Source organism: Candidatus Sororendozoicomonas aggregata (assembly GCF_031528575.1).
GTDB lineage: Bacteria > Pseudomonadota > Gammaproteobacteria > Pseudomonadales > Endozoicomonadaceae > Endonucleibacter > Endonucleibacter aggregata.
Genome location: NZ_JAVLSP010000016.1, coordinates 32,279 through 56,787, shown reverse-complemented (window position 1 = coordinate 56,787; position 24,509 = coordinate 32,279). Strand labels below are relative to the sequence as shown.

The following is a 24,509-nucleotide window of genomic DNA, read 5'->3' as shown; positions in this document are numbered from 1 at the left end:
CACAAAATCGCTATTATCCCCACTAAAGTCGCGAACTCCTTCACGGACAACAATATCATCGTCCTCCATACCTTCCTCCTCTAAAAATTAACAATAACACTTAACAAAAGCATAGACAGTAACACGTATGTGTTACAATATTAGTATCCACTTGTCATTACTGAACAACAATCCAGTAACACAAACGTGTTGCATAGCACTACAGGAAGTCCAAAAATGCCTAAGAAAATGGCTGTAACGAATCAAATATTGTTACCCATATACTCCCGTTTTCGGCCAATAATTCACGTAATAGTTCTATGCGAGGGTAAATCAGGCTAAGCCACTTGCTGTGCTCAAGGTTGTCGTCGTAATGCTCAAAGGCTGACTTTGTGTTGTAAGGCGGATCAATGAAAATACACTTCACCTTACCCGCATAGAAGGGGATCAGCGCCTTAAGTGCTTTGAGATTGTCCCCCTGAATCAATAAATTCTCGCTGTCCTTATCGCCATAAGACAGTTCTGGCATTTCTTCCAGCAATCGGTACTTACAGCGCCGTGCTTGCGTCACCGCACTATCTTTATTGAGCCAGTCCAATATTGGCATGGTGGGCTTGCCCCACCTGTCAGTCGTTAAATTCTGTTTATGGTAGGGAGTCGAGGCAGCAATGACAATCGGTGAAGCGATTAAACAGGCAGCACAAAGCCAGTTGAACAGTTTTCGCCCCCGAACGGAGCGGCTTCTGAAAAAATAACATAAAAGAGGCATAAAAAAGTCGGCAAACACACACAGCCATTTCAATGAGATAGCCGCTAAAAGGCTATATTTATGTCAAATAAGCCAAAGGGCAGCGCTACCCTTCGGCTAGACAGGTGTGTTTGACCATGCCCAACAGGTGAAGTTCACTGGCTCAGGATGCTCGCCGTTGCGGCAGGCACGCATTACTTCCGGGCTGGATAATTGCATGCGACATATCACCCCAACGGTTCAGCGCCTCACGCTTTTCGGTCAGGTAGTCGTACCGGTCATAGTGATTCGATGAAACGTCCGTCGGGGTATGGTTATGGATGCGGTCACGGATTTCTTTGCTCAGTCCGGCCTTGCCCATTAACGTCTTGCAGGTGCGGCGGATGTCCCGTGGCACAGCATGTTGGATGCCCTCACCCTGAAAGCGGCGACGCATGGACGTGTTCAGTGAGTCTATCCGTATCGGCTCATCCGTCAGGTAGCTCGCGCCTTTCATTTTCGGGAACGGGTATTTAGAAGCAGTCTTAAACGTCATGCTCCTACTGCGGTTGCGATAAATTGGTCTAAAAATTCCTGCTTCTTCATCAAATAGCCCCGCTATTCTCCTCAGAAGCAGAAATTTTTATCCTCCATTTCTCGCGGTCCTCGCTACGGGCAGACTTTTAAGACCGCTTCTTAGAAATCTACCGACAGCTGTCTCACATCTCAAGTTTTCGCCTGTCGCGCTTATTGTATGACTCCAGCATTACTCCAGCGAAGAATTAAAAGTGGCCAAGCGTTATCTCTTCAATAAAGGAGACTTAAAGTGAAACCAATCAGCGGTTTTTCAAAAATGTCAAAAGTAGAGAAGATTGACTATATAGTCGAGAATATCTTAAAAGGTGATAATCGTTCTAAGGAACTAATTAAAAGTTTTTGGCATTCAAATGATAAACTTCAATCTGTCTTAGACGATTTTAGCGAAAATACCCTGACAAATTTCTATTTTCCTTTTGGCGTAATGCCAAACCTTATGATCAATGGACAGCTGTACTGCGTACCGATGGCCATTGAAGAGAGTTCTGTTGTAGCCGCGGCTTCTAAGAGCGCTAAGTACTGGTTAGAGAGAGGCGGATTTAAAGCAGACGTTGTCGATATGAAAAAAATCGGTCAAGTACACCTGTACTGGCCGGGAAAAGCGTCAAAATTAATCGAATTCTTTACTTCTAAAATAGATATTTTAAGAGAGGCCTGCGCGCCGATTACTGCCAATATGGAAAAAAGAGGTGGTGGCCTTCTTGATTTAGAGCTTAGAGATAAGACAGATCTTGATGAAAGTTACTTCCAGATCTGGGCATCATTTAATACCGTTGACGCTATGGGCGCGAACTTCATTAACTCAGTTCTTGAGCGGCTTGGAAAGTCGTTTAGAGCGCTTGTATTTGAAGAAGAAAGCTTCACTGGATATGAAAAAGACCTCCAGGTCGTCATGGCCATCCTTTCTAACTACACACCAGAGTGTCTTGTAAGAGCAACGGTTGAATGTCCAATTGAAATGCTTGAAGACAAAAACGTTGGAATGAGTCCTGAAGAGTTTGCTCGAAAGTTTGAAAGAGCCGTTAGGATTTCTCGAATGGATGTAAACAGAGCGACAACTCACAATAAAGGCATCTTTAATGGTATCGACGCCGTAATTCTCGCGACAGGAAATGACTTCAGAGCGATTGAAGCCTGTGGTCATACTTTCGCCGCTAGAGACGGTCAATATAGAGGTTTAACAACGTGTTCCATTAAAGACGGGATGTTTAACTTCACTCTTGAGATCCCAATGGCACTTGGTACTGTTGGAGGTCTGACCTCTCTTCATCCAATGGCAAAGTTTTCATTAGAACTTTTAGGTAAGCCTGATGCTGCTGAGCTTATGAAGATCGTTGCTTGTTCTGGCCTGGCCCAGACTTTTGCCGCGGTTAGAAGTCTTGTGACAAGCGGTATTCAAAAAGGTCATATGAAAATGCACCTTATGAATATTCTTAACCATCTTGAAGCAAGTGATGATGAGAGAGAAAAGGTAAGAGATAAATTTGAAGAAGAGATTATCTCATTCAATGGGATTAGAGATTATCTTCAAGAGCTCAGAAATTACTAACAAGGTTTATCGAAATCGCATAAAACCCCGTACTTCTAGCCCGGATATTTCATAAACATGCTCCTGGCCTTGCTTGCTCCTTGCGGCTCTAAGGGCAGTTTATGAAATATCCGGGCTAATGCGGGGATGTAAGGGAGGCTTGCAAAGCAAGCCATTTGTTGTATTCTCTATCCGTCAGGTGTTTCCAGCGATTACGCTACCTGACAGGAAACGTAAAATACCTTCGCTTTCTGCCCGTGTATCTCAACAATCCGAAAAGTAGAGCAGGTTGTCGAATAAGGCGTATACCGCTACTGGTAAGGGTACGCTGCGGCGGGGCATTGCCGTCTGGTAGCAGGAATCCCCGTCGTTCACGTCGGGGAGGATGTCAGGAAAGTGCTTGCTCCAGACGGTCCAGGGCTTTTTCAAGGGCTTCATCACTGGCAGCATAAGACAGACGCAGATGGCCCGGGCTGCCAAACGCGGAACCCGGAACCAGGGCTACGCCTTTTTCCAGCAGCAATTCGGCCATTTCAGTGTCTTTTTCAAATCCCAGGGTTTTCATGGCTTCATTGAAATCCGGAAAGGAATAGAAAGTACCGTCACTTTCCACGGCTCTCACACCAGGGATTTTGTTCAGGCGGGTGACCACATAGTCGTGGCGCTTTTTATAAGATGTCAGCATAGTGGCAATACACTGCTGAGAGCCATTAAGGGCTTCAACCGCTGCTGCCTGTGCCACAGAACACGGGTTAGATGTACTTTGTGACTGGACCTTTTTCATATTTTTGATCAGCCACTGGGGGCCGCCGGCATAGCCAATGCGCCAGCCGGTCATGGCATACGCTTTGGAGACACCATTAAGTACGATAGTTCTTTCATACAACCCGGGACAGGCCATCACAATGTTGCAAAATGGCTCGTCACTCCAGAGAATATGTTCGTACATATCGTCAGTGGCCACTAAGACATGGGGATACTTAAGCAAAACTTCGCCCAATGCTTCGAGTTCTTTGCGGGTATAAGCCGTCCCGCTTGGGTTAGAAGGGCTGTTTAGCACCACTAACTTGGTTTTTTCGGTAATGGCCTCATCCAACTGCTGTGGGGTTAGTTTAAAACGGTTATCCATGCGGGTTTCAATAATAACCGGTTTAGCTTCAGCAATCGCCACCATATCGGGGTATGATACCCAGTAAGGTGCCGGAATCACCACTTCATCCCCCTTATCGAGCAGTGCCAGGGAGAGGTTAAAAAAGCTCTGCTTGCCACCGGCGGAGACCAGAATCTGGTCGGGGGTATAAGTAATCCCGTTATCTCGATGGAATTTGTTGATGACGGCATTTTTTAACTCCGGGGTGCCATCAACGGCCGTATAGCGGGTCTGGCCGTCAGCGATAGCTTTGCAGGCTGCTGCTTTAATTGACTCAGGGGTATCGAAATCAGGTTCGCCGGCACTGAGGCTGATGATATCATGGCCGGCAGCACGCAATTCAGCGGCACGGCCGGTAACGGCAAGGGTCGGAGATGGTTTAACCATCTGTATACGTTGGGAAGGACAAGCGCTCACAATGTTCCCCATTTATAGCGTTTTAGAGTCTGGAAGGTCGTCACGGGCTTCTGAATAAGCTTAAGCCCGACAGGCTCCAAGCATCATACACAAACAGTGCCAACAGAATAAACCTCCTTTTAACAAACAGGAATCATTTTTTATGGGACGTGCTTTTCGTGTTAACGCCCACTTCAAGCCCAATGGTGACCAACCATCAGCTATCGCGCGGCTCATGGACGGTATCAATACAGGACTTTCATGCCAAACATTGTTGGGCGTGACCGGTTCTGGCAAAACCTTCACCATTGCCAATGTGGTTGAACAGATGCAACGGCCCATGATTGTCATGGCACACAATAAAACACTCGCTGCCCAGCTTTATGGAGAGTTTAAGGCATTTTTTCCAGACAATGCCGTGGAGTACTTTGTTTCCTATTACGATTACTATCAGCCAGAAGCCTACGTGCCAACCTCTGACACCTATATCGAAAAAGACGCTTCCATCAATGAGCATATTGAGCAAATGCGGCTCTCTGCCACCAAAGCGATGATGGAGCGGGAAGATGCCATCATTGTGGCAACCGTATCAGCCATTTATGGGCTTGGTGATCCGAAATTCTACCAGAAAATGATGCTGCATTTAGACCGGGGCGATCAGATTGGGCAGCGTACCCTGCTGCGGCGCCTGGCTGAACTGCAATATACCCGCAACGATACGGCGCTAAAACGGGCCACTTACCGGGTGCGGGGGGATGTTATTGATATTTTCCCGGCAGAGTCAGAGCGAGAAGCCATTCGGCTCGATTTTTTTGACGAAGAGCTCGAAAACATCAGTCTGTTTGATCCGCTCACAGGCGAGGTATTAAAACAGTTACCCCGTATCAGCATTTACCCTAAAACGCACTATGTCACCCCCCGGCAAACCATTTTGGATGCCGTGGAAGGCATTAAGGTTGAGCTCAGTGAACGACTTGAGGTATTGCGTGAAAATAACAAACTGGTGGAAGCCCAGCGGCTGGAGCAGCGTACCCGCTACGATATGGAAATGATGCTCGAGCTTGGTTACTGTACCGGCATTGAAAACTATTCTCGTTATTTATCAGGCAATGCCCCCGGGGAGGCACCGCCGACCTTGTTTGACTATATCCCTGATAACGCGCTGTTGGTGATTGATGAATCCCATGTCACTGTTCCCCAGATTGGTGCCATGTACCGGGGTGACCGCTCACGCAAAGAAACGCTGGTAGAATATGGGTTTCGTCTGCCCTCAGCACTGGATAACCGTCCCATGAAGTTTGAGGAATGGGAAAACAGACGCCCCCAGACTATTTTTGTTTCGGCAACGCCCGGTAACTATGAACAGGAACACCAGAGCCAGATGGTTGAGCAGGTGGTACGGCCCACGGGGCTGGTTGACCCGGCGGTTGAGGTCAGGCCAGCCTCAACCCAGGTGGATGACCTGCTCTGTGAAATTCATAAAACCGTTAAAGCCGGCGATCGCGTTTTAACCACGGTACTGACTAAGCGGATGGCCGAAGACCTGGCAGATTATCTCCACGAGCACCACATTAAAGTGCGCTATTTGCACTCAGATATTGATACGGTGGAACGTGTGGAAATTATCCGCGACCTGCGTATTGGGGTCTTTGATGTACTGGTGGGCATTAACCTGTTGCGGGAGGGGTTGGATATGCCAGAGGTGGCCCTGGTGGCCATTTTGGATGCCGATAAAGAAGGATTCTTGCGCTCTGACCGCTCGCTGATCCAGACCATTGGTCGGGCAGCGCGAAATCTTAATGGTCGCGCTATTTTATATGCTGACAAGGTTACCGGCTCCATGCGGCGTGCCATGGATGAGACACAACGACGGCGTGATAAGCAAATGGCTTATAACCAGCAGCACAATATTACCCCCGTTGGCGTCAAGAAGTCTGTACCCGATATTCTTGAGGGCGCTGTTACGCCCGGCAAGAAACCGGCGGCAAAGACCCGAAAAACCGCCACAGTGGCAGGCGCTGGCACTGTCTCTTTAAACCCGGATGATCTTGCGAAGCAAATAAAAAGACTGGAAACAAAAATGATGAAACACGCGCGGGAGTTGGAATTTGAAGCAGCGGCGCAGGTACGGGATGAAATAAGCGTATTGCGGGACAGGTTACTGAAACAGGGATAGCCACTCATTCATCATCGGTTATTGATTCGAGATCAGAAGCTGTTCAGGGTTTTGTGTGAACAGCGTCAAAATAACTTCTGCCGTTGTTTTGTGGTTAATAAAAGTTAATTTAAATGAATACTGGGCTGATAACGAGTATTTTTTATTTGACAGGGTGATTTTTGTGCTATTTTAATTTCTTCATCGCATTAACAGGGATTTTTTATGAGAGCTTTGTTGCGGCCATGCTCTGTTTTATTCGTACTTTTTTGCATGGGTGCGCAATCGCACTATCCTTCAGACGACTGGCACTCCAATAATCCTCATTTTTGTTTTTCTTGTTTAGCCAAGCGGACTAGTCCCGACGACCCAAATGCTGGGTGTCACTTATTGATCAGACCCGGTGAACAACAAGGCGATGTATCGGGTGAGTCAGCTTGTCGTCATATTGTGACAGAAAGCCTGCCGAATAATAATCCCGGGTTTACCGAGACATGCTGGGAGGAAGCCGACCAGTGGGTGAGTTCTGAAGCTTTCTTGTTAAAACGGCTCTATGATACTGAATTAGTAGCAGGGTTTATCGCTCAGTTCTCAGATATCGTCAGCTTCCAGAATCAGTGGATTAAAAACCCTGATATTAAAATAAATTTCATCTGCCGCATGGGAGATTTAAAAGAAAAACACCCCTGTATTTACTATCAGATTTTAAAGGAAGTCTACACGGGTATTTGCTCTTTTGAAAATAACAACGACACCGATGCAGGGCGCGTTAATGTTGAACAAGTAGCTGACACCTATGTAAAAAAAATGGCCATGGTATTTGTACTGGCCATCAGTCCGGGGCTTACATCACCTGAAGCGCATTTTATTGACAATATCTCCTCTGCTCATTGGGAGAAACTCCCACAGTCCGCGAAAGAAGCGTCATTACATAGTGATTTTATGAACGCGATTGCCAGGCAAACATACCGGTCAAACCCGTTACACTCCCTGAAAAAGCCCCCACCAATTGAAAACGCCCTAAGCTCAGTCTTGGCTGTGTTTAACAACAAGCAGCGCCAGGCACCGACTCAAAAAAGTATTTCAGAACAACTCACAAAAGTAGCCGATAGCTTTGGTGCCATACATGCCGAACAGGCCAAACAGCGCCAGGCACAGGCTCAAAAAAGTATTTCAGAACAACTCACAAAAGTAGCTGATAGCTTTGGTACCAAACAGGGCAAGCCGACTCACCCGGTGACCACAAGAACCACTGATGGAGAACGTTCGGGTGTCCATTCTTTAAGTGAGGATGAAAGACGGACGAAAAAGGCACAGGTGGTTCAAAATATTCTCCAGTTTTTTTGGCTGACCAATCTCCATCAGAAGAACAATGAACGTAATTTGCCCCTTGTGGCAGGGGGGCTGGCCGTTGATGCCCTGGCACAGGCAGTGGAATGGGGGTACGGGGATATTGCCCTGAGTCAATTGATGCAAAAACCGGCCAATAACGCCTTGCTGCTGGTTGAGAGCAAAGAAGGTTTTGAGCAATGGGCAGCAAAAATAACATCAGCATCGAGCAGTCTTAAAGGCATTGACGTATTTGAACATCGGTCAGACTACGAATATAGAATTGATTATTCTTACAAGGGCTGTCGTGTCTTTTACGTAGCAGTGCAGCTAGCCCAAAATGTGGGGTTCTTATTCACGCCCAAACATGACCGTTTGAGGGTGGTGTTGGATCAAAACACCAAAAGCCCTGACTTTTATTGCCGGTTCTGCTCCTACGAGACCTTACTGTACATTGCAGGCCAGCAGCTTGCTGATGAAAGGGGCTGGGAGCGGGCAAACTACACGCTAAACCCTCCCTTCAGTCCTTATTGTTATTTTGGCCAGGTGCCTTTTCAATCCATCACAGGGTGGTGGACCTATCTTCACAATCAAATGATCCTCTGGGGGAATGCAGGCAAGGCACTGGTTTTAGAGGCGCACGAAAGCGACTTGAGTGCATCGGGAAACGGGTTTCAGGTAACGGATACCCGCGCGACAAACCAGGACGAGCCAGAGCAACAGAGGCAAGCGGTCGGCACCGGTGGTAAAGACCCTGAGGTGTTTTTAGCAAAATTACGCCTGCTCAAAAAAAAGGCTGACCATCTCGCCCTGGATGACATGATGAATAACCTCAGGTTGTGGTATCCCCATAAAGCGCCTAAAAACCCCGTTAAATTGCAAGCAAAGGGGAAAAAAACCTTTGATGAGCAGATCGCTGGTGCCATGGCAAGTCTGAGTGCTTCAGTGGAGCGCTATGTTGATAAACACCACGGTTTTCCTGATGGGTTATTCATCGGTGATACTGATGACACCTGGAAGTCGGTAAAATATTTTAAAAGCAAGGGCAATAAGATCAAACTGCGAGAGTATGCTGTACCGTATATGGGCAAACACCCGGTTGAAGTGACGGTTATTGATAATGCGGAGAATAGGCACTTCAATCTTGAAAGGCTTGTTCAACACGTACTCCGCATGGATGTCTTCCACGAAAACATGAGCAAGCAGCCTGTAAAGCAGGAGCAGGATCAGTACATGGCATTCCTCGGTGATCTCCTGCTTAAGTGGCACCATTATAATCGCCTTTTAAATAAACAGGACGCTTTTAACACCGTCATGGCTAATTGCGCTGATTTTATCACGCTGTCGTGTCACCAGTTTACTGCCCCTGCTCATACCATCAAAAGCATTCGCGTTCCCGATTTGGCCTTTGCTTTTATTGCGATTCTCAAAGAATCAACCGCCGATTTATCAACGCCGACGAAAACCGCTGTCCATAAAGCCATAGCGTCCCTTTTTCACTACAGCAGTTTGAATCAGGAGTTGGCTCTGTCTTGTGCCATCATTGATTACCTGGCGTCTGATCAGCAGCTCGCGCCCATGCTTGATGACGACCTGTCACAGACATTACACGCTGATACCCTCAACCTTGTTGCCTCTTTGGCGTTGTTGATGAACAGTTGGGATGGTGACAACCGTGCCTATGTTGAGCTCTCCCATACACTCACCCATGAGGTCTCTCCGGTTTTACAGCAGTTTGAAGCGCTTTTTCCGGCTATGGCTGAGGATGAGCGGTTTCAACAGGTAAAAGAGCGCTTGACCCACTTGGCTAACACTATTTTACACGCCCATAAAAAAGCCGCGGATCAACTGGCCGCTGATGAAGAAATAGCCGCAAAAGAATTAGAAGCCCAATACCGTGCTGAGGAAGACCGCTATGTTAAGGGGCTGCAAAGTCTGGCACCCCCAGAGCATAACAGCGCAATAACCACCGAACAGCAGCCTGTCGAAAATGACCAGGACAGTGGGAGTGATAATGAAACCATTGGACAGGCTCCCTGTCTTTGGGTTGATGAGATTAAGTCCATCCGCAAAATCATTGTGGACGGCGCATTAAATGGTCAACCCCCGCAAGGAAACGGAGCCAGCAAGAAAAAAAGAAAGAAACTCCGCCGACCAGAAGCTCAAAAAGTGGCTCAATTTATCCAACGTCATGAAGGGGATCATTTTGCCATGGCCAGCTTGTACGCTGATATGGGCAGGGCTTACTTTAAATGCGGTCGATTGCCCGGCAAAGTGCGGGCGCTGTCAAATGCCATTAATAAAGCCTATCAGCAGCTATTGGACTTTGAGGAGCAACTGGAGCGTCAGGAAATCAGTCAACTACCCAGACAAAGCGTTGTTACCCTTAATGAAATGATTGTGTGGGCACAGTCATACCCTGGGGAAAATGAACTGGAGAAAATACTGTCAGACTGGCAGGAGGGTGACAGGTGTTACCAACGCGCCAATGACGCCCTTAACAATTACCTGGCTGTCGTACCCGCAGAACACAGGGAAGTTTGTGAGGCTCTTTTTATTCAACGTTTTCGGGAAGACCGCACGCGTATAAAGCGATGCATTGACCAGTTAATTGACAGTAAAAATCAGCTCGATGCTATTTTCCCCCTCAGAGGAAAAGTGCTACGGCTCTCTCAGCCCTACCGTCATAAGGTAAAACAAAAAAATGGTTATGCCAGCGCCTCGTTGTCCACACAATTTACTGAACTCAGGCAAAGGCTTGCCGACCCCAGTAAAGTGTTTGACGGTGACATTTTCCAGTGGCTCGAAGAAGAGGAAGAAAAGAGCCAAAATTAACCCTTGCACAGTATAAAAAAATCATTAATATAGCAGCGACTTCAGGCGGTTAGCTCAGTTGGTTAGAGCGCTACGTTGACATCGTAGAGGTCGCTGGTTCAACTCCAGTACCGCCTACCAACTCTCCTTGATTTTTTTCGAGCTTGTGCGCGAGTTATACCAATCGACTCTTCTAATTGTGCTTTACGCTACCAACCTGAACGCCAACCCTGCGTTAAAACTCCTCGCAATAGCAGGGCTATTACTCGTCATTTTGCCTTGCCCAGCAGCCCAAAATAGTTTGCTCAATTCCGCAGTTAGAAAAGACAATTGGTATAATTACAGTTTTTGTTAATTAAAAGTGAGGGGATAACCATGGAAAAGAGTTGGTATCACTATATTGAGTGTGGCCTACCTGCCGTCTACCTTGAAAACGGATTCGCGCGGGACAGTGTTGATGGTGAACAGTGCGTTGGTGTTGATAGTGTTGACCAGCTCCACCGAACAATTGCCACAACGCTAACCGGTAAGTCCACGGCTTTGACCGGCGAAGAAGTCCGCTTTTTGCGTGTAGAAATGAACCTTTCGCAGAAGCGATTAGGTACATTGCTGGGTGTTGAAGACCAAACAGTCGCGCGATGGGAGAAAAATTCAACCCCACTCCCGCGTACGTCAGATGTTGCCCTGAGAGCACTTTACCTGGAGTCTATCAACAAAGGCAGCGTACTCTCCTCTCTGCTCAAAATGCTGGCTGAAAGTGACAGCCAACAAGCGATGAGTAAACTTGTATTTGTCGAAGTCAACGACCGATGGCAACTGTCAGCTTAATACATCTCTCAAATTAGCCTTGGCAACCGGGCAATTGGTCATGATCCCGTAGAGTCAATGCCAAAACATGACCAATTACTCAATAAACCAAAAACCTAATCCTCCTTATAGTTTTCCATACCCAGGCAGGAGCAGACAAAGTTTCGATCCCCAAAGACGTTATTGACCCGGTTGGTGGTGGGCCAGTATTTGGCTAACCTGCTCTGTGGTGAGGGGAAAACGGCTGTTTCCCGGCTGTAAGGTCTCTGCCAGGTGTCGTCTGCCAAATCAGCCAGGGTGTGAGGCGCATTCACCAGCGGGTTATTATCGACCGGCCATTTGCCTTGCTCGATCTGATCAATTTCTTTGCGAATAGACACCATGGCATCAATAAAACGGTCGACTTCTGCCAAAGACTCCGACTCTGTCGGCTCAATCATTAACGTACCGGCCACAGGAAAAGACATGGTGGGCGCATGGAAACCGTAGTCCATTAATCGCTTGGCAATGTCTTCTTCAGAAATGCCGGTGGCTGCTTTGATGGGACGAATATCAATGATGCATTCATGGGCAACTTTGCCATTTTGACCACGGTACAGCACCGGGTAATAAGCCGATAGCCTTTGCGCCACGTAGTTAGCATTCAAAATAGCAACCTCAGTGGCGTGGGTCAGGCCACGGCCACCGAGCATTTTGATATACATCCAGGTGATAGTAAGAATAGAAGCACTGCCAAAAGGTGCCGATGCTACCGCACCAATACCACCGTTGTCGTACACAGGGCTGACGCTATGGTTGGGCAAAAAAGGCGCCAGGTGTTTTTTCACGCCAATTGGGCCGACACCGGGGCCACCGCCACCGTGAGGAATAGCAAATGTCTTGTGCAGGTTCAGGTGAGACACATCGGCGCCAATATCGCCGGGCCGGGCAATACCCACCATGGCATTCATATTGGCACCATCGAGATAGACCTGGCCACCACAGCGATGAATCGTGTGACACACTGTTTTGACCGCTTCTTCGTAGACACCGTGTGTGGACGGATACGTGATCATCAAGGCAGCAAGAGCATCACTGTGTTGTTCGGCTTTTTCCTGAAGGTCATTGACGTCAATGTTACCCTCGGCGTCACAGGCAATAATCACCACCTTCATGCCTGCCATTACCGCTGACGCCGGGTTGGTTCCGTGGGCCGATGCGGGGATCAGGCAAATGTGACGATGGCCTTCCCCCACGGACTGTTGATATTTTCTTATGGCCAGCAGTCCGGCATATTCACCCGATGCTCCCGAATTCGGTTGCGCAGAAACCTCGTCAAAGCCAGTAATGGCTTCAAGGGCTTGCTGAAGCTGGTCAATTAACGCCAGGTAACCCTGCACCTGATCCCGTGGCGCAAAGGGGTGGATATTGGCAAATTCCGGCCAGGTGACCGGCAGCATTTCGGCAGAGGCGTTCAGTTTCATTGTGCACGAGCCCAAAGGAATCATGCCATGCACCAGGGAGTAGTCCTTATTTTCCAGTCGTTTAATATAGCGCATCATGTCTGTTTCAGAGTGATAGCTGTTAAAGACGGGATGACTGAGGATCTTATCCGTACGACGAAGGTCGTCGGTGATTCCTGTGGCTTCGCCAGCAGTAATGCGCTGATCCACAAAAGACAAATCCAGTGCTTTACCTTTACCCATAAAAATATCAAACAGTTCGATGATATCATCAGGCGTGGTTGTCTCATCGAGGCTGACACCGAGGCTGTCGTGGCTGATCAGACGCAGGTTACAGTGATGATTCAGCGCCCGCTGGTAAATAGCCTGTTGCTCGCTGCCTACCTTAATGCTCAGGGTATCGAAGTAGCTTTTGTTACACTGAAAACCCATATCACTGAGGCTTTTTTCCAGGATAGTGGTCAAACGGTGTACCCGTTCGGCAATGGCCTTAAGCCCATCAGGGCCATGGTAAACGGCGTAAAAACTGGCCAGGTTTGCCAGCAGTGCCTGGGCTGTACAAATATTGGATGTGGCTTTTTCCCGGCGAATATGTTGTTCGCGGGTTTGCATGGCCATTCTCAGGGCGATATTGCCACGACTGTCTTTTGAGACACCGATAATGCGTCCGGGTATGGCGCGCTTGAGTTTTTCACTGGTGGCAAAAAATGCCGCATGGGGGCCACCGAAGCCCATAGCGACACCAAAACGCTGACTGCTGCCCATAACAATATCCGCCCCCATGGCACCGGGGGATTTGAGCAACACCAGGGCCAGCAAATCGGAAGCGACAGATACCAGGACGTCGCGGGCTTTGGCTTGCTGAATAATACGACTAATATCGTTTATATCGCCATAGGTGCCAGGGTATTGCAGCTGCGTCCCAAAGACCTCTTGTTGATCAAGATCCTTGGCAGGGTCCCCCGTTACCACGTCAATACCCAGATACTCAGCACGGGTTTTAATCACAGCCAATGTTTGCGGGTGAGCATCGTCAGCCACAAAAAAAACATTGCTCTTACTGCGACTAGACCGGCGACACAGGGCCATGGCCTCGGCAGCGGCCGTTGCCTCATCCAGTAAAGAGGCATTGGCGACTTCCATCCCGGTCAGATCCATCACCATTTGCTGGAAGTTTAACAACCCTTCCAGTCGGCCCTGGCTGATTTCAGGTTGATAAGGTGTATAAGCAGTATACCAGCCAGGGTTTTCAAGCACGTTGCGCAAGATGACGTTAGGCATCTCGGTATTGTAATAACCCATACCGATATACGATTTATTGATGGTATTTTTGCGGGCCAGGGCTTTGAGGGTATCGAGCGCCTGCTTTTCAGTCAGGCCATCTGGCAAAGCCAGCTCAGCACCGCGAATGGAGGCTGGCACTGTTTCGCCAATCATATCACTGAGGGAATGAAGACCCTGATTTGCTAACAGGGTGCGCTGTTCACTCTGGCTGGGGCCGACATGACGCCGGATAAAGGGTTCTCTCTGGAGCAGGGCTTGTAGTGATTGTCGTTCGACAGCCATAAAATTGTTACCTTTAGAGCACCATCTTCCCTAAGAGCCTGTCGGACTTATGCTTTCGAGCATAAGTCCGACAGGCTCCTGGACTGGATCAGTAGATATATCAGGACGCGTCAGCGATAAAACTGGCCGGTGCCAGGAGGCTGTCGGACTTAAGACAATTTCGGCCTAAAATCCAGTAAAACCGAGAAAGTGCGGCCAGAATTTTATGCTCGAAAGCATCAGTCCGACAGGGTCCTAAAAAAATTATTCGATGCTTGCCTGATAAGCACTGGCCGACATCAGGTCATCGAGCTCGGCTGGCTCAGACAGCTTCACCTTGACAATCCAGCCGTCTTCAAAGGCAGACAGGTTAATGGTTTCGGGCGCCTCTTCCAGGGCTGTGTTCACTTCAACAATCTCACCAGAGACAGGCGCATAAATATCAGAAGCTGCTTTAACGGATTCCACCAGGGACAGGTCATCACCGGTGCCCACTTCCTGGCCGATTTCGGGCAGCTCAACAAAGACCACATCACCTAGCTGCTCCTGCGCATGCTCGGTGATCCCCACAGTGACGGTGCCATCGCCATTGTCCAGTACCCATTCATGGGTGTCGGTGAACTTCAGATTCTCGATATTGTTCATCGTTTACCTCACTCCAGTTATACGAAAGATGTTGAAAAGGGATTAACACATCACTACATTTACGGCCAAACCACCTAAAGCGGTTTCTTTATATTTGTGCTGCATATCAAGTCCGGTCTGACGCATGGTTTTAATCACATCATCCAGGGAAACCCTGTGATCACCATTACCCTGAAGGGATAACCGGGCAGCGGCAATAGCTTTGATGGCACCCATGGTATTACGCTCGATACAAGGCACCTGCACCAACCCGCCCACAGGGTCACAGGTAAGCCCGAGGTTATGCTCCATACCAATTTCAGCGGCATTCTCGATTTGTTGATTGGTACCACCGAGCGCCGCGCAAAGGGCACCGGCTGCCATGGAGCAGGCCACGCCTATCTCACCCTGGCAGCCCACTTCGGCAGCAGAGATGGACGCGTTTTTTTTGTACAACATACCAATGGCGGCGGCGGTGGCCAGAAATGTTTCAATAGTTTTTTCATTGCCGCTTTGAACAAAATTGACAAAATAAGCCAGTACAGCCGGTATAACACCGGCGGCGCCATTAGTCGGGGCGGTGACAATGCGCCCGCCGACAGCATTCTCTTCATTGACAGCCAACGCGTACAGGCTGACCCAGTCCATTATGGGCAGGTCTGTTGTTGGCTTTTCCTGATTGCTCAGGGATTGATAAATGGCATTGGCACGGCGTTTTACCTTAAGCCCACCGGGCAAAATACCCTGTTGCCTGCAGCCGCGCTCAATGCACTGATCCATCACTTGCCAGATCTTCTGCAGCTTGGCCGGTATGTTTTGATGAAGACCAAGGGCGTGTTCATTGGCAAGGACTATCTCAGCGATGGATAAACCGTGGACTCGGCCAATATCCAATAAATCTTTCGCGCTATTAAACGGGTAAGGAATCGTTTTACTGGTACTTTTGTGTGTTACATTTTCGTCTTCATCTTCACTGGCAATAAACCCCCCGCCAAGGGAGTAATAATTATTCTGGTGGAGAATAATACCGTGTTTGTCAACGGCCTTGAATGCCATGCCATTGGGGTGTTTTGGAAGAAAAACCGTGGTGTGAAACAGAAGATCGGTGGTTTCTGAAAAGGCGATGGGGTGTGAGTTGGCAAGAAAAAGGGTTTGCTCTTGCCGGGTTTGTTCGATGAGCCGTGGGGCATCATCGGGATTCAGTGTCTGTGGACACTGCCCCGACAACCCCAGAATGATAGCGGTATCCGTCCCATGGCCTGCGCCTGTGAGGGCCAGAGAACCAAATAAATCGATGCAGACCCGGGCAGTGTCTGGCAGGCAGTGCTTTTGCTTAAGCTCACTGACAAAGCGATTGGCTGCTACCATAGGTCCCACAGTGTGTGATGATGAGGGTCCAATGCCCACTTTAAATAAATCAAAAATACTTAGTCCCATGGTGTTGCCTCTCCACTCGCTGCGTGATGCAGCGTTATTCACGACGTGCTTGTGGATTATCCTTTTCCTTTCAAGGTTGTTTATTGATCGAAGATTATCAACGGAAGTAGCGTTTATCAATAAAGAAATTTCCTATTGGAAACAGGCGACGCCTATAATCACGCCAGTTTTGAATTAATAAGGAGCATTGATTACTCTAGGAGTCTTTGGAATCTTTGGGTGTAGTGGGCGATTGGATGTCTGAAAAAACGAGTTTTTTGCTGGAAGAGAAGCAGCAACGGCTGCGGCTGAGTCCTCAGAATTCTGAAGCGGCAGTGTCACCACTGAAGCTCGGAGAGCGTGTTCGCGAGATTCGGCTAAGCCAGAGCCTGACCCTGGAAGAAGCCAGCAAACGCACAGGGCTGGCACGCTCAACATTATCTAAAATTGAGAATGAACAAATTTCCCCGACCTTTGCTGCCGTTTCAAAACTGGTACAAGGTTTGGGGATTGATATTCCCCAGCTGTTTGCCGAGCCTAAAGAACACCATGGCACAAAAGGGCGGCGTGATATCACCCTCGCCGGAGCAGGTAAGCCACACCCCACCACCACCTACGACCATGAAATACTGGCCACGGCCTTAACGGGCAAAAAAATGCTGCCTTACAGAACAACGGTAAAAGCCCGAAATTTTACTGACTTTTCTGAGTGGGTTCGCCACGACGGTGAAGAATTTATGCTGGTACTCAAGGGCGAGGTACTATTTTACACAGAATTTTATCAACCCGTTTCCCTCAAAGAAGGGGACAGTGCCTACTACGATGGCGACATGGGCCATGCCATTGTCTCTGTCAGTGAGACCGATGCCATTGTGCTTTGGGTGACGGCTTAGCCCGGATATTTCATAAACTGCCCTGAGAGTCGCAAGGAGCAAGCAAGGCCAGGAGCATGTTTATGAAATATCCGGGTTAGGAGCAGTCTAAAAATAATTTCCCGATTTTCGTTCACCCTGAACTCTGAGCTTGCCGAAGAGTCGAGGGTGGTGGCAGCGAGCGTCGACAGACTCAGCCCGAACGGCAAAACTGGGAGGTTATTATCAGACGCTTACTTAGCAGCTATTAAATTTTGCAAGTTTCCCGGCTAAGGCTATTCTTTTCTTTCTGCTGGCTGTCTTCCAGTGAGCGCCTGTGATGTGAACAGGAGGAATTCGTTGCTTCAAACGCTCTCTAGGAGCCTGTCCGAGAATAGACTGCCCTACTGCGGTTGCGATAAATTGGTCTAAAAATTCCTGCTTCTTCGTCAAATAGCCCCACTATTATCCTCAGAAGCAGAAATTTTTATCCTCAATTTCTCGTAATCCTCGCTACGGGCGCTATTCTCGGTCAGGCACCTAGCACAAGTGTCACTGATGGGGGCCAAAATAAATACCAAAATAATGCCTTGTAAAGCTTGAGCAGTCAGGTCGGCTATTATGTGGTACACCACAGAAGCTGATAATGTTCGCACGCTGCTGCGCACAGGGCATTCCTGACGTGAGCGGCGGCGCTTGGCAATGATGGAGCTATCGCTGCATGAAACTGTTTGCAGTAGTGTATAAAAAAAGAGTGCTGCTTTGCCTGTTATCCATTGTTGGCCTCGGAATAACCGGCAATACGGTATTTTTTCAAACAGCTTTCGACCATTGGCAAAACCTGACAGCGGCACTGCATCCCCCTTTTTTTATTGGACTACCTGCCAGTAACAGCATCACCCAAAATAATAATCAAAATAATAATGCCCAAAATAATGATGGTGCCCTGTTATCTGAAACAAACACTGATCCCTGGCTGGCGCAGTATTTGTTAAAGCACAATGGCTATTCATTAATACCCCCTCAATCACCATCGCCTGCGCCGTTACTGGCAAACAACAGAGACAATATTGTCAATAACGTTGAACCTTTACCATCGCTGGGGCCGCGTGGTCATAACGGTCTTTTGAGGGCATTGCTTTCACCCGGTCACTTGGATGATGTTTACCAGCAAAACCCGAAACCCTTTACTACTGCGGTTAATAACGCAAGTTCGCTGGCATACGGACTGCCACTGTTGCTACAACCGGGCAATCAGCAACCAGGCCAGGAGGCTTCATTGGATTTGACCCCAGGGACTGTGGCGGTGGAGGCCAATGGCGAGGGGGTATCTTCAGGGAGCGCGGGTGCGCGAGGGACAGATTTGAATCCCCCAAACTTCACTGGAGAGGGTGTTCAGTCAAACAGCGATTTTCTTTCTGGCAGAGGAGGTTTGTTTAGGTATATGGCACATATCGGCCTGAGACAAGTCAATTCCCGAGCAACTTGCTGGCTCATTAATGCGCTGGCACAAACGGATGAACAGAGAACCCATCTTCGGCATTATTTGTGGCGGGTCGCCCAACAATCCCCGCATCTGGCGAGTCACCCTTTTATTGGCTTGTTACCGGCTGATTTATTGGCCCAGATCGACACTGAACGAGGCTTTTGTCCTGAGAATGATAGTCATCTGGCGCTTCTTACAGAGTTGTTGAGGCTGGATATTATCGTGCTGCTTTCCCTGAAAAATGGGCAACATTACTACCGCTACCGCAAACCGGGGACAAATATCACCCAGGTAGGTTTGTTCAATGAAAACCACAGTTGTCTCAAACAAGCAACGCTGATTTTGGTGAAAGTAAGAAGCGGTCTTATCAGAATGGAGCGCGTTTATTTTAATGAGCCTTTAAGGCCAATCTTGCAACCGCACTTGCCACCTTATCAAGTATTACCTCCACCTATGGGGCCTTTGTGTCATCCGCCACCATTCATGCCTGGCACATTTGTTCAGAAAATGCCCCGGCAAGCCTGGCCCCGTCAGCCCATCCTTTTTCAGGGAGCCGCTGAGCAGCCGCGCCCTTTTGTTCCCAATGACGCATGCAGACAAGTGGCAGAGACTTTCAGCTCACCATCAGGTGAATTACACCGTTTAGCACCAGTTGGCGGTATTGTCCCCAATACTGCCGACAGACAACCCCTAGTCACTCTCAAGCTATCACCGGGTGAACTACACCGTTTAGCACCAGTTGGCGGTATTGTCCCGGATGGTGCCAGCAAACAACCAGCAAGCGCTTTCAATCCACCACCTGTTTTCAATTCACCACCTGTTTTCAATCCACCACCTGTTTTCAATCCACCACCTGTTTTCAATCCACCACCTGATAAACTACACCGTTCAGCACGGACTGACGGTATTGTCCCGAACACCGCGAACAAACAACCAGTCAGCATTCTCAAGCCACCATCGGGTGAACTGCAGTGTTCAGCAGCGGCTGGCGGTATTGTCCCGAACACTGCCGACAGACAACCACTCGTCACTTTCAAGCTATCACCGGGTGAACCACACCGTTCAGCACGGACTGACGGTATTGTCTCGAACACCGCGAACAAACAACCAGTCAGCATTCTCAAGCCACCATCTGATGACCTGCGCCCTTTGTCACCTGCTGACATTGTTTTACCAGAGACCGCAAACGACACTCTCATGCCTGTTATGCCTGTTATGCCTGTTATGCCTGTTGGTATGAAGCAAGTTATTGAGGCTTATCAGTCGTGGCTCCCCCCCAGCAGAGGAAATCAAGCTGTAAAAGAAAGCCTCACACCATGGACAATACAAGAGATTCTCGAACGCCTCAGCCATAGAGCGCCCCTGGATTTGCCATTGCTCGATCGGGCTATTCACTACCTTGCCAAGACTGGACTTTTGGCGCCATTGCCTTCGGGATCATCAGGCACGGCAGGGCTTTCCCTGAGCAAAACACTACTAGGTTGGATTGAGCAATTCTGGATGAAAAATCATGACGAACTCCTTGCGTCGAACTCCCCTGGCGAAGGCGTTATGAGGGATTTAAATAAAGCCGGTATGATGCGCGGTGATATAAGACTCAGCAATATTGATAGCGCTTCATTTTCTCCTCTGTTTATTAATGGCGGCATACTGGCCATGAAAGCACTGACCGATTTGCAGAGTTCTCTGATAATAGCGTTAGCCGCGCAGGTTTCTCAGCTTGACCAGGAGAATCATTCAATTGCTCTTTACGGCGGTATGGCCAAACGCGCCCATACTATTTCCAGACTGTCTTATGGTAATCTGTATAGGGCCATTAATGGCAGGCTGTTATTACCCATCAATGATATGGATGTGATGACAGACAGTGAAGAGCTTGCCAGTTTATTTTTTCAGAATGTGTCATCCACGCTCGCTCATCAATTTCCACAGCTGACTACCTCAAGTTTTTTTCCTATCCCCAGTCACGCCAAGCACCTGAGCACTAAAAAAATCATTATTTCATGGCACGGATTGCGAATCTTCACCGTTGATGTCAGTAGTAGCAGTTCGTTCAATTTTGCTAACAAGCTACCCATGCCATTGCACATGGGCCAGCAAAGCAGAGTTCATGCGCCGATTATAGGCTTTGAACCCTGGGTGAACCAACTGATTCAGGAGAGTCTGAAAACCAACATGAGTGACCCGAAAGAAGTCGACGCTGAGCGCAGGCGCAACGATGCCATGAGAATCTTGTGGCAACTCAGTGGCGATGCTGGCATCACCCGGTTATTGGAGCAAGCACACTCACCAAACTGGAAAAAGATTTTTAACGATACCCTGGGCAGGTTTGTTGAATCGAAACAAATCGCGGGCACAAGCGCCAGCTTAACCGCAACAAATAGACGGCAACATCCCACTTTGACCCCTGACTCCGGTATGGTTCGTCAACAAAGCCCCCCCCAACACCGCCAGGCGGATGAAAAAAACCTCAACGATTTGGCTGTTAGCGTGGCGGCTACCCGGATAACAACCACTTTAGAGCGGCACGCTTTGGCCAAACCAGCAAAACCATCAGACCATGACCAGGCAGAAATAAATACGTTGGAGTCTGAGCTGACGAAACTGGTCAAGCAACGGCAATACACGGGCGATATTTGGAACATCGCTGAACAACTGGCCGAGCTGAATCACCCGGTGGGACAGTTTGTTCTTGCCGGGCTGGTCTGGAAAAAACACGGAAACATCTCACCTGAGATCCGTTATGGCTGCCTCTATCCTGCGGCACAGACATTTTTTCCCGCCCTTAAACTGTTGGAGAAGGTATTAAAGCCAGCTGACAAATACCTGTCTGTGCTGAATATTGAGCGAATTCGACAAAGTAGTGTGGTACTGAACAAAAAGCGCCAAAAGATGAAGCATATAGAAAAAAGAAGCTATTTGAATTGGCTGGAGGGGACTACCACTGATACGCTACCCGAATTTTTTGATGCGTTACACGCGCTCCCTCAATCTGTCAATGAGCAGACACGTGGCGATATCTATCAGTTATATGTTACAAAACACCAAGCATTTAGTAGAACAATCTCAGAAGAGGATATTTCTGTTGCAATGACTATGGAAGCTTTCAGCCACTATTTTAATGAACACTCTGATTATAAGACTCCAGAGAGCAGCCCTGGCTACCAGTACTTTACCAAAACAGTCTATACAGCAATGCCTATAAGGGGCGCGCAGGTATTCGAAATTTTGTCAAATCCCTACGGTTTAACACAGATGGAACGCTGCTTAACATTAGGGATACAAAGACAGAAGGGGCATAACCAGGTACTATTGAAGGCAATTGGGCTGAATACAAAAAAGGATCACTATCAATACCAGGTCATAGCCAATCAGCTAATTTACGCAATGATGACACACCCTGAACACAGGGACGATAATGAGGCAAATCTCGGCGCGGAGCTGGCCTGGTTGCCTTTTATTCAGCACCACTATAGCGCGGCAGCTCTGCTGGCTGCAGAGCTGAACAGGCAGAAAAAATATGCGGCAGTGGCTGCATTCTACCTGCATCTGCATAAAGGTGCAGATGGTGAGATCACTGAAGAGCTTTCAAAGATTCTGGAGCAGGGTAGTCAATACCTGATGAACCACCAGCAACAGTTGCGACAAGCCATGGAAACAATCCACACGGTGCGACAGAGACGTTAAATTCGCCCTGAAACCCGTGCCCGGGACGGAAGGATTTCAGCCTGTCGTTACCGGGATTTTCATACCCGCTTCATAGTGACCAGGAATAAGGCAACCAATTTCAATGGTGTCCGCATCATTAAATGTCCAGATGATCTCACCACTTGCACCGGGTTCCAGCGTAATGGCGTTAGGATCATTGTGCGCCATTGCTGGCATATTGCGCATCATATCACGGTGTTCGAGCAGCGCTTTTTGTGTGTCCAGGGTAAACTCGTGGGGGATCGTCCCTTTGTTCGTGATAGTAAACCGAACCGTCTCTCCCGCTTTTACCTCAAGCTCACTGAGGTTATAGCGCATGGTGTCATGCATGGTGATTGCCACAGTTCTATCCACGGATTCCGCCTCGCCTGGTTTGCCTGCACCATTGCTATGACTGTGGCCACCGTGGTGAGAGCCACCGGCAAAAGCAGACAAACTGATTGATAGTGTTAATGCAACAGCTAAGGAAGACTTTTTCATAGTAACTATCATGTCCGAGTAATGATGAGAATAATTCTGGGGGCTAATAATGCTGGAGGCTGATGATAAAGCTTCCCCCAAGGGGAAGGTCAAGCCTGCTGTCTTGGGGGGGCGGTAAGCCGCTTTATTTTTTACACATTTTCAGGATAAGCACAGATCATGCGGAATAACCCGGTGGATAAGCTGTGCACTGATCCACCCTGCCTTTTCCTTTCAATCCCATAGCCGAATTGATCAAATAATAGTCATCGGGTCGGGGGCACCAGTGACAGGTGACCGTAAACGTCATCAGTGCTATAGTATCCCTCCCTTTTTCTGCCTGGTTATTGACGGATAATTGCGTGATTTCATCGGCTTATAAGCGTTCTCTGGTGATCGGCAGTGTATTGCTGCTACTGGCCTTTTACTTAATGAGTACCCGCACCCAAATCAAACAGTTCTCGGGTAAAGTCATGGGGACAACCTATCATGTCTCCTATGTTGCCACCCCCTTAGGCCAGCCAGTTGATGCCATCTCAAAACTTGTGCATGACAGGTTGCATGATATTGACTTGAGGATGTCAACCTACCGCGAAGACTCTGAGTTGATGAAATTTAATCGCTCCCCTGTGGGACAGCCGGTGAAGCTCTCGAAAGATATTGTTGAGATGTTTGAAGTAAGTCGTCGTATTTCTGAATTATCAGCAGGAGGGTATGACGTGACAGTGGGACCATTGGTTAACCTGTGGGGTTTTGGTCCCTCAACGAATGATCTTAAGAATAAACCGGACTCTGACTCAGCAGCCGACAGCGCGGAGTCTGTTAAAGGGCCAGTGTTTATTCAATGGATGTTAAATAATTACCCCGGTGAAATCCCCACAAAAACAGCGATTGATGCCGCCAAGGCCAAAGTGGGATACCATTATGTCACGGCTGATGTGGAAAACAGTACTCTCGAAAAGAGTAAGCCCGTTTTTATCGATTTAAGCTCCATTGCCAAAGGGTATGGTGTTGACCAGGCTGCGAAGGCGCTGAAAAATGCCGGTATTGACAACTTTATGGTGGAAGTCGGTGGCGAGATTAAAGTCAGTGGTCGTAAGGCTGATGGCAGTGACTGGCGCCTTGCTGTGCGGGGGCCTGATTTAGCCGCAGGCCATCCCGTGGCGATTGTCTCACTGGATAATAAAGGCATGGCCACCTCTGGCGACTATCTGAACTATTTTGAGATTAAGGGCAAACGCTATTCCCATACCATTAATCCAAAAACAGGGTATCCTGAAGCGAACCGGTTGGCCGAGGTTGCGGTGATCAGTGACACTGTTGAAGAAGCGGATGGGCTGGCGACGATGTTTATGGTGCTCGGTGATAAGAAGGGCCTCGAGTTGGCAAACCGTGAAGGCATTGCCGCTTACTTTACCTATCACCATGATGGCGGATTCAAATCAGTGGCCAGTACGGCCTTTAAACCGTATCTGGTAGAATAGGAGCCTGTCGGG

Annotated in this window: 14 protein-coding genes and 1 tRNA gene; 8 read left to right on the top strand and 7 right to left on the bottom strand. The window is 48.4% G+C overall.

The genetic code is table 11. From position 1 onward, the window contains the following. Positions 1-220 precede the first annotated feature (220 nt). Complete coding sequence (locus V4C51_RS05180; protein ID WP_330925070.1) at positions 221-586, bottom strand: DNA methyltransferase; 366 nt, start codon at positions 584-586, stop codon at positions 221-223. A gap of 304 nt (positions 587-890) precedes the next feature. Continuing rightward, positions 891-1,262 (bottom strand): site-specific integrase, encoded by a 372-nt coding sequence (locus V4C51_RS05175; protein ID WP_330925069.1) that lies wholly within the window; start codon positions 1,260-1,262, stop codon positions 891-893. A 270-nt stretch (positions 1,263-1,532) separates the two neighbouring features. Between V4C51_RS05175 and V4C51_RS05170 the strand changes: the two genes are divergently transcribed. After that, a complete protein-coding gene (locus V4C51_RS05170; RefSeq protein WP_330925068.1) occupies positions 1,533-2,852 on the top strand; it encodes a hydroxymethylglutaryl-CoA reductase, degradative in 1,320 nt (439 codons plus the stop codon). Positions 2,853-3,219: 367 nt separating this feature from the next. Here the strand turns inward: V4C51_RS05170 and V4C51_RS05165 are convergent, their stop codons facing one another. Continuing rightward, complete coding sequence (locus V4C51_RS05165; RefSeq protein ID WP_330925067.1) at positions 3,220-4,368, bottom strand: pyridoxal phosphate-dependent aminotransferase; 1,149 nt, start codon at positions 4,366-4,368, stop codon at positions 3,220-3,222. 172 nt (positions 4,369-4,540) lie between these two features. Here V4C51_RS05165 and uvrB point away from each other — a divergent pair, with 172 nt between their 5' ends. From uvrB to V4C51_RS05145, 4 genes are all read left to right on the top strand, one after another. After that, positions 4,541-6,553 carry an excinuclease ABC subunit UvrB gene (gene uvrB / locus V4C51_RS05160; RefSeq protein ID WP_330925066.1) on the top strand — a complete coding sequence of 671 codons (2,013 nt, stop codon included), beginning with the start codon at positions 4,541-4,543 and terminating at the stop codon, positions 6,551-6,553. 369 nt (positions 6,554-6,922) lie between these two features. Continuing rightward, positions 6,923-10,696: a hypothetical protein gene (locus tag V4C51_RS05155; RefSeq protein ID WP_330925065.1), complete on the top strand. Its 3,774-nt coding sequence runs from the start codon at positions 6,923-6,925 to the stop codon at positions 10,694-10,696. 43 nt (positions 10,697-10,739) lie between these two features. Next, positions 10,740-10,816: transfer RNA gene (locus V4C51_RS05150), tRNA-Val, on the top strand. Positions 10,817-11,050: 234 nt separating this feature from the next. Continuing rightward, a complete protein-coding gene (locus V4C51_RS05145; RefSeq protein ID WP_330925064.1) occupies positions 11,051-11,503 on the top strand; it encodes a helix-turn-helix domain-containing protein in 453 nt (150 codons plus the stop codon). 95 nt (positions 11,504-11,598) lie between these two features. On the opposite strand, the gene gcvP is transcribed toward V4C51_RS05145, so the two are convergent. The 3 genes from gcvP to V4C51_RS05130 form a co-directional block, all read right to left on the bottom strand. Next, positions 11,599-14,490, bottom strand: a complete 2,892-nt coding sequence (gcvP, locus tag V4C51_RS05140; protein ID WP_330925063.1) for an aminomethyl-transferring glycine dehydrogenase — start codon at positions 14,488-14,490, stop codon at positions 11,599-11,601. 243 nt (positions 14,491-14,733) lie between these two features. Then, on the bottom strand, positions 14,734-15,114 hold the full coding sequence (gcvH, locus tag V4C51_RS05135) for a glycine cleavage system protein GcvH (protein ID WP_330925062.1): 381 nt from the start codon (positions 15,112-15,114) through the stop codon (positions 14,734-14,736). Positions 15,115-15,156: 42 nt separating this feature from the next. Beyond that, positions 15,157-16,530, bottom strand: a complete 1,374-nt coding sequence (locus tag V4C51_RS05130; RefSeq protein ID WP_330925061.1) for an L-serine ammonia-lyase — start codon at positions 16,528-16,530, stop codon at positions 15,157-15,159. 236 nt (positions 16,531-16,766) lie between these two features. On the opposite strand from V4C51_RS05130, the gene V4C51_RS05125 reads away from it, so the two are divergent. Beyond that, positions 16,767-17,402: a helix-turn-helix domain-containing protein gene (locus V4C51_RS05125; RefSeq protein ID WP_330925060.1), complete on the top strand. Its 636-nt coding sequence runs from the start codon at positions 16,767-16,769 to the stop codon at positions 17,400-17,402. Between the two features lie 679 nt (positions 17,403-18,081). Beyond that, complete coding sequence (locus tag V4C51_RS05120) at positions 18,082-22,533, top strand: hypothetical protein (RefSeq protein ID WP_330925059.1); 4,452 nt, start codon at positions 18,082-18,084, stop codon at positions 22,531-22,533. Positions 22,534-22,569: 36 nt separating this feature from the next. Here the strand turns inward: V4C51_RS05120 and V4C51_RS05115 are convergent, their stop codons facing one another. Next, the gene (locus V4C51_RS05115; protein ID WP_330925058.1) at positions 22,570-23,034 is read right to left on the bottom strand and encodes a cupredoxin domain-containing protein; all 465 of its coding nucleotides are present in this window, start codon (positions 23,032-23,034) and stop codon (positions 22,570-22,572) included. Between the two features lie 272 nt (positions 23,035-23,306). On the opposite strand from V4C51_RS05115, the gene V4C51_RS05110 reads away from it, so the two are divergent. Further along, positions 23,307-24,497: an FAD:protein FMN transferase gene (locus V4C51_RS05110; RefSeq protein WP_330925057.1), complete on the top strand. Its 1,191-nt coding sequence runs from the start codon at positions 23,307-23,309 to the stop codon at positions 24,495-24,497. Positions 24,498-24,509: the final 12 nt, after the last annotated feature.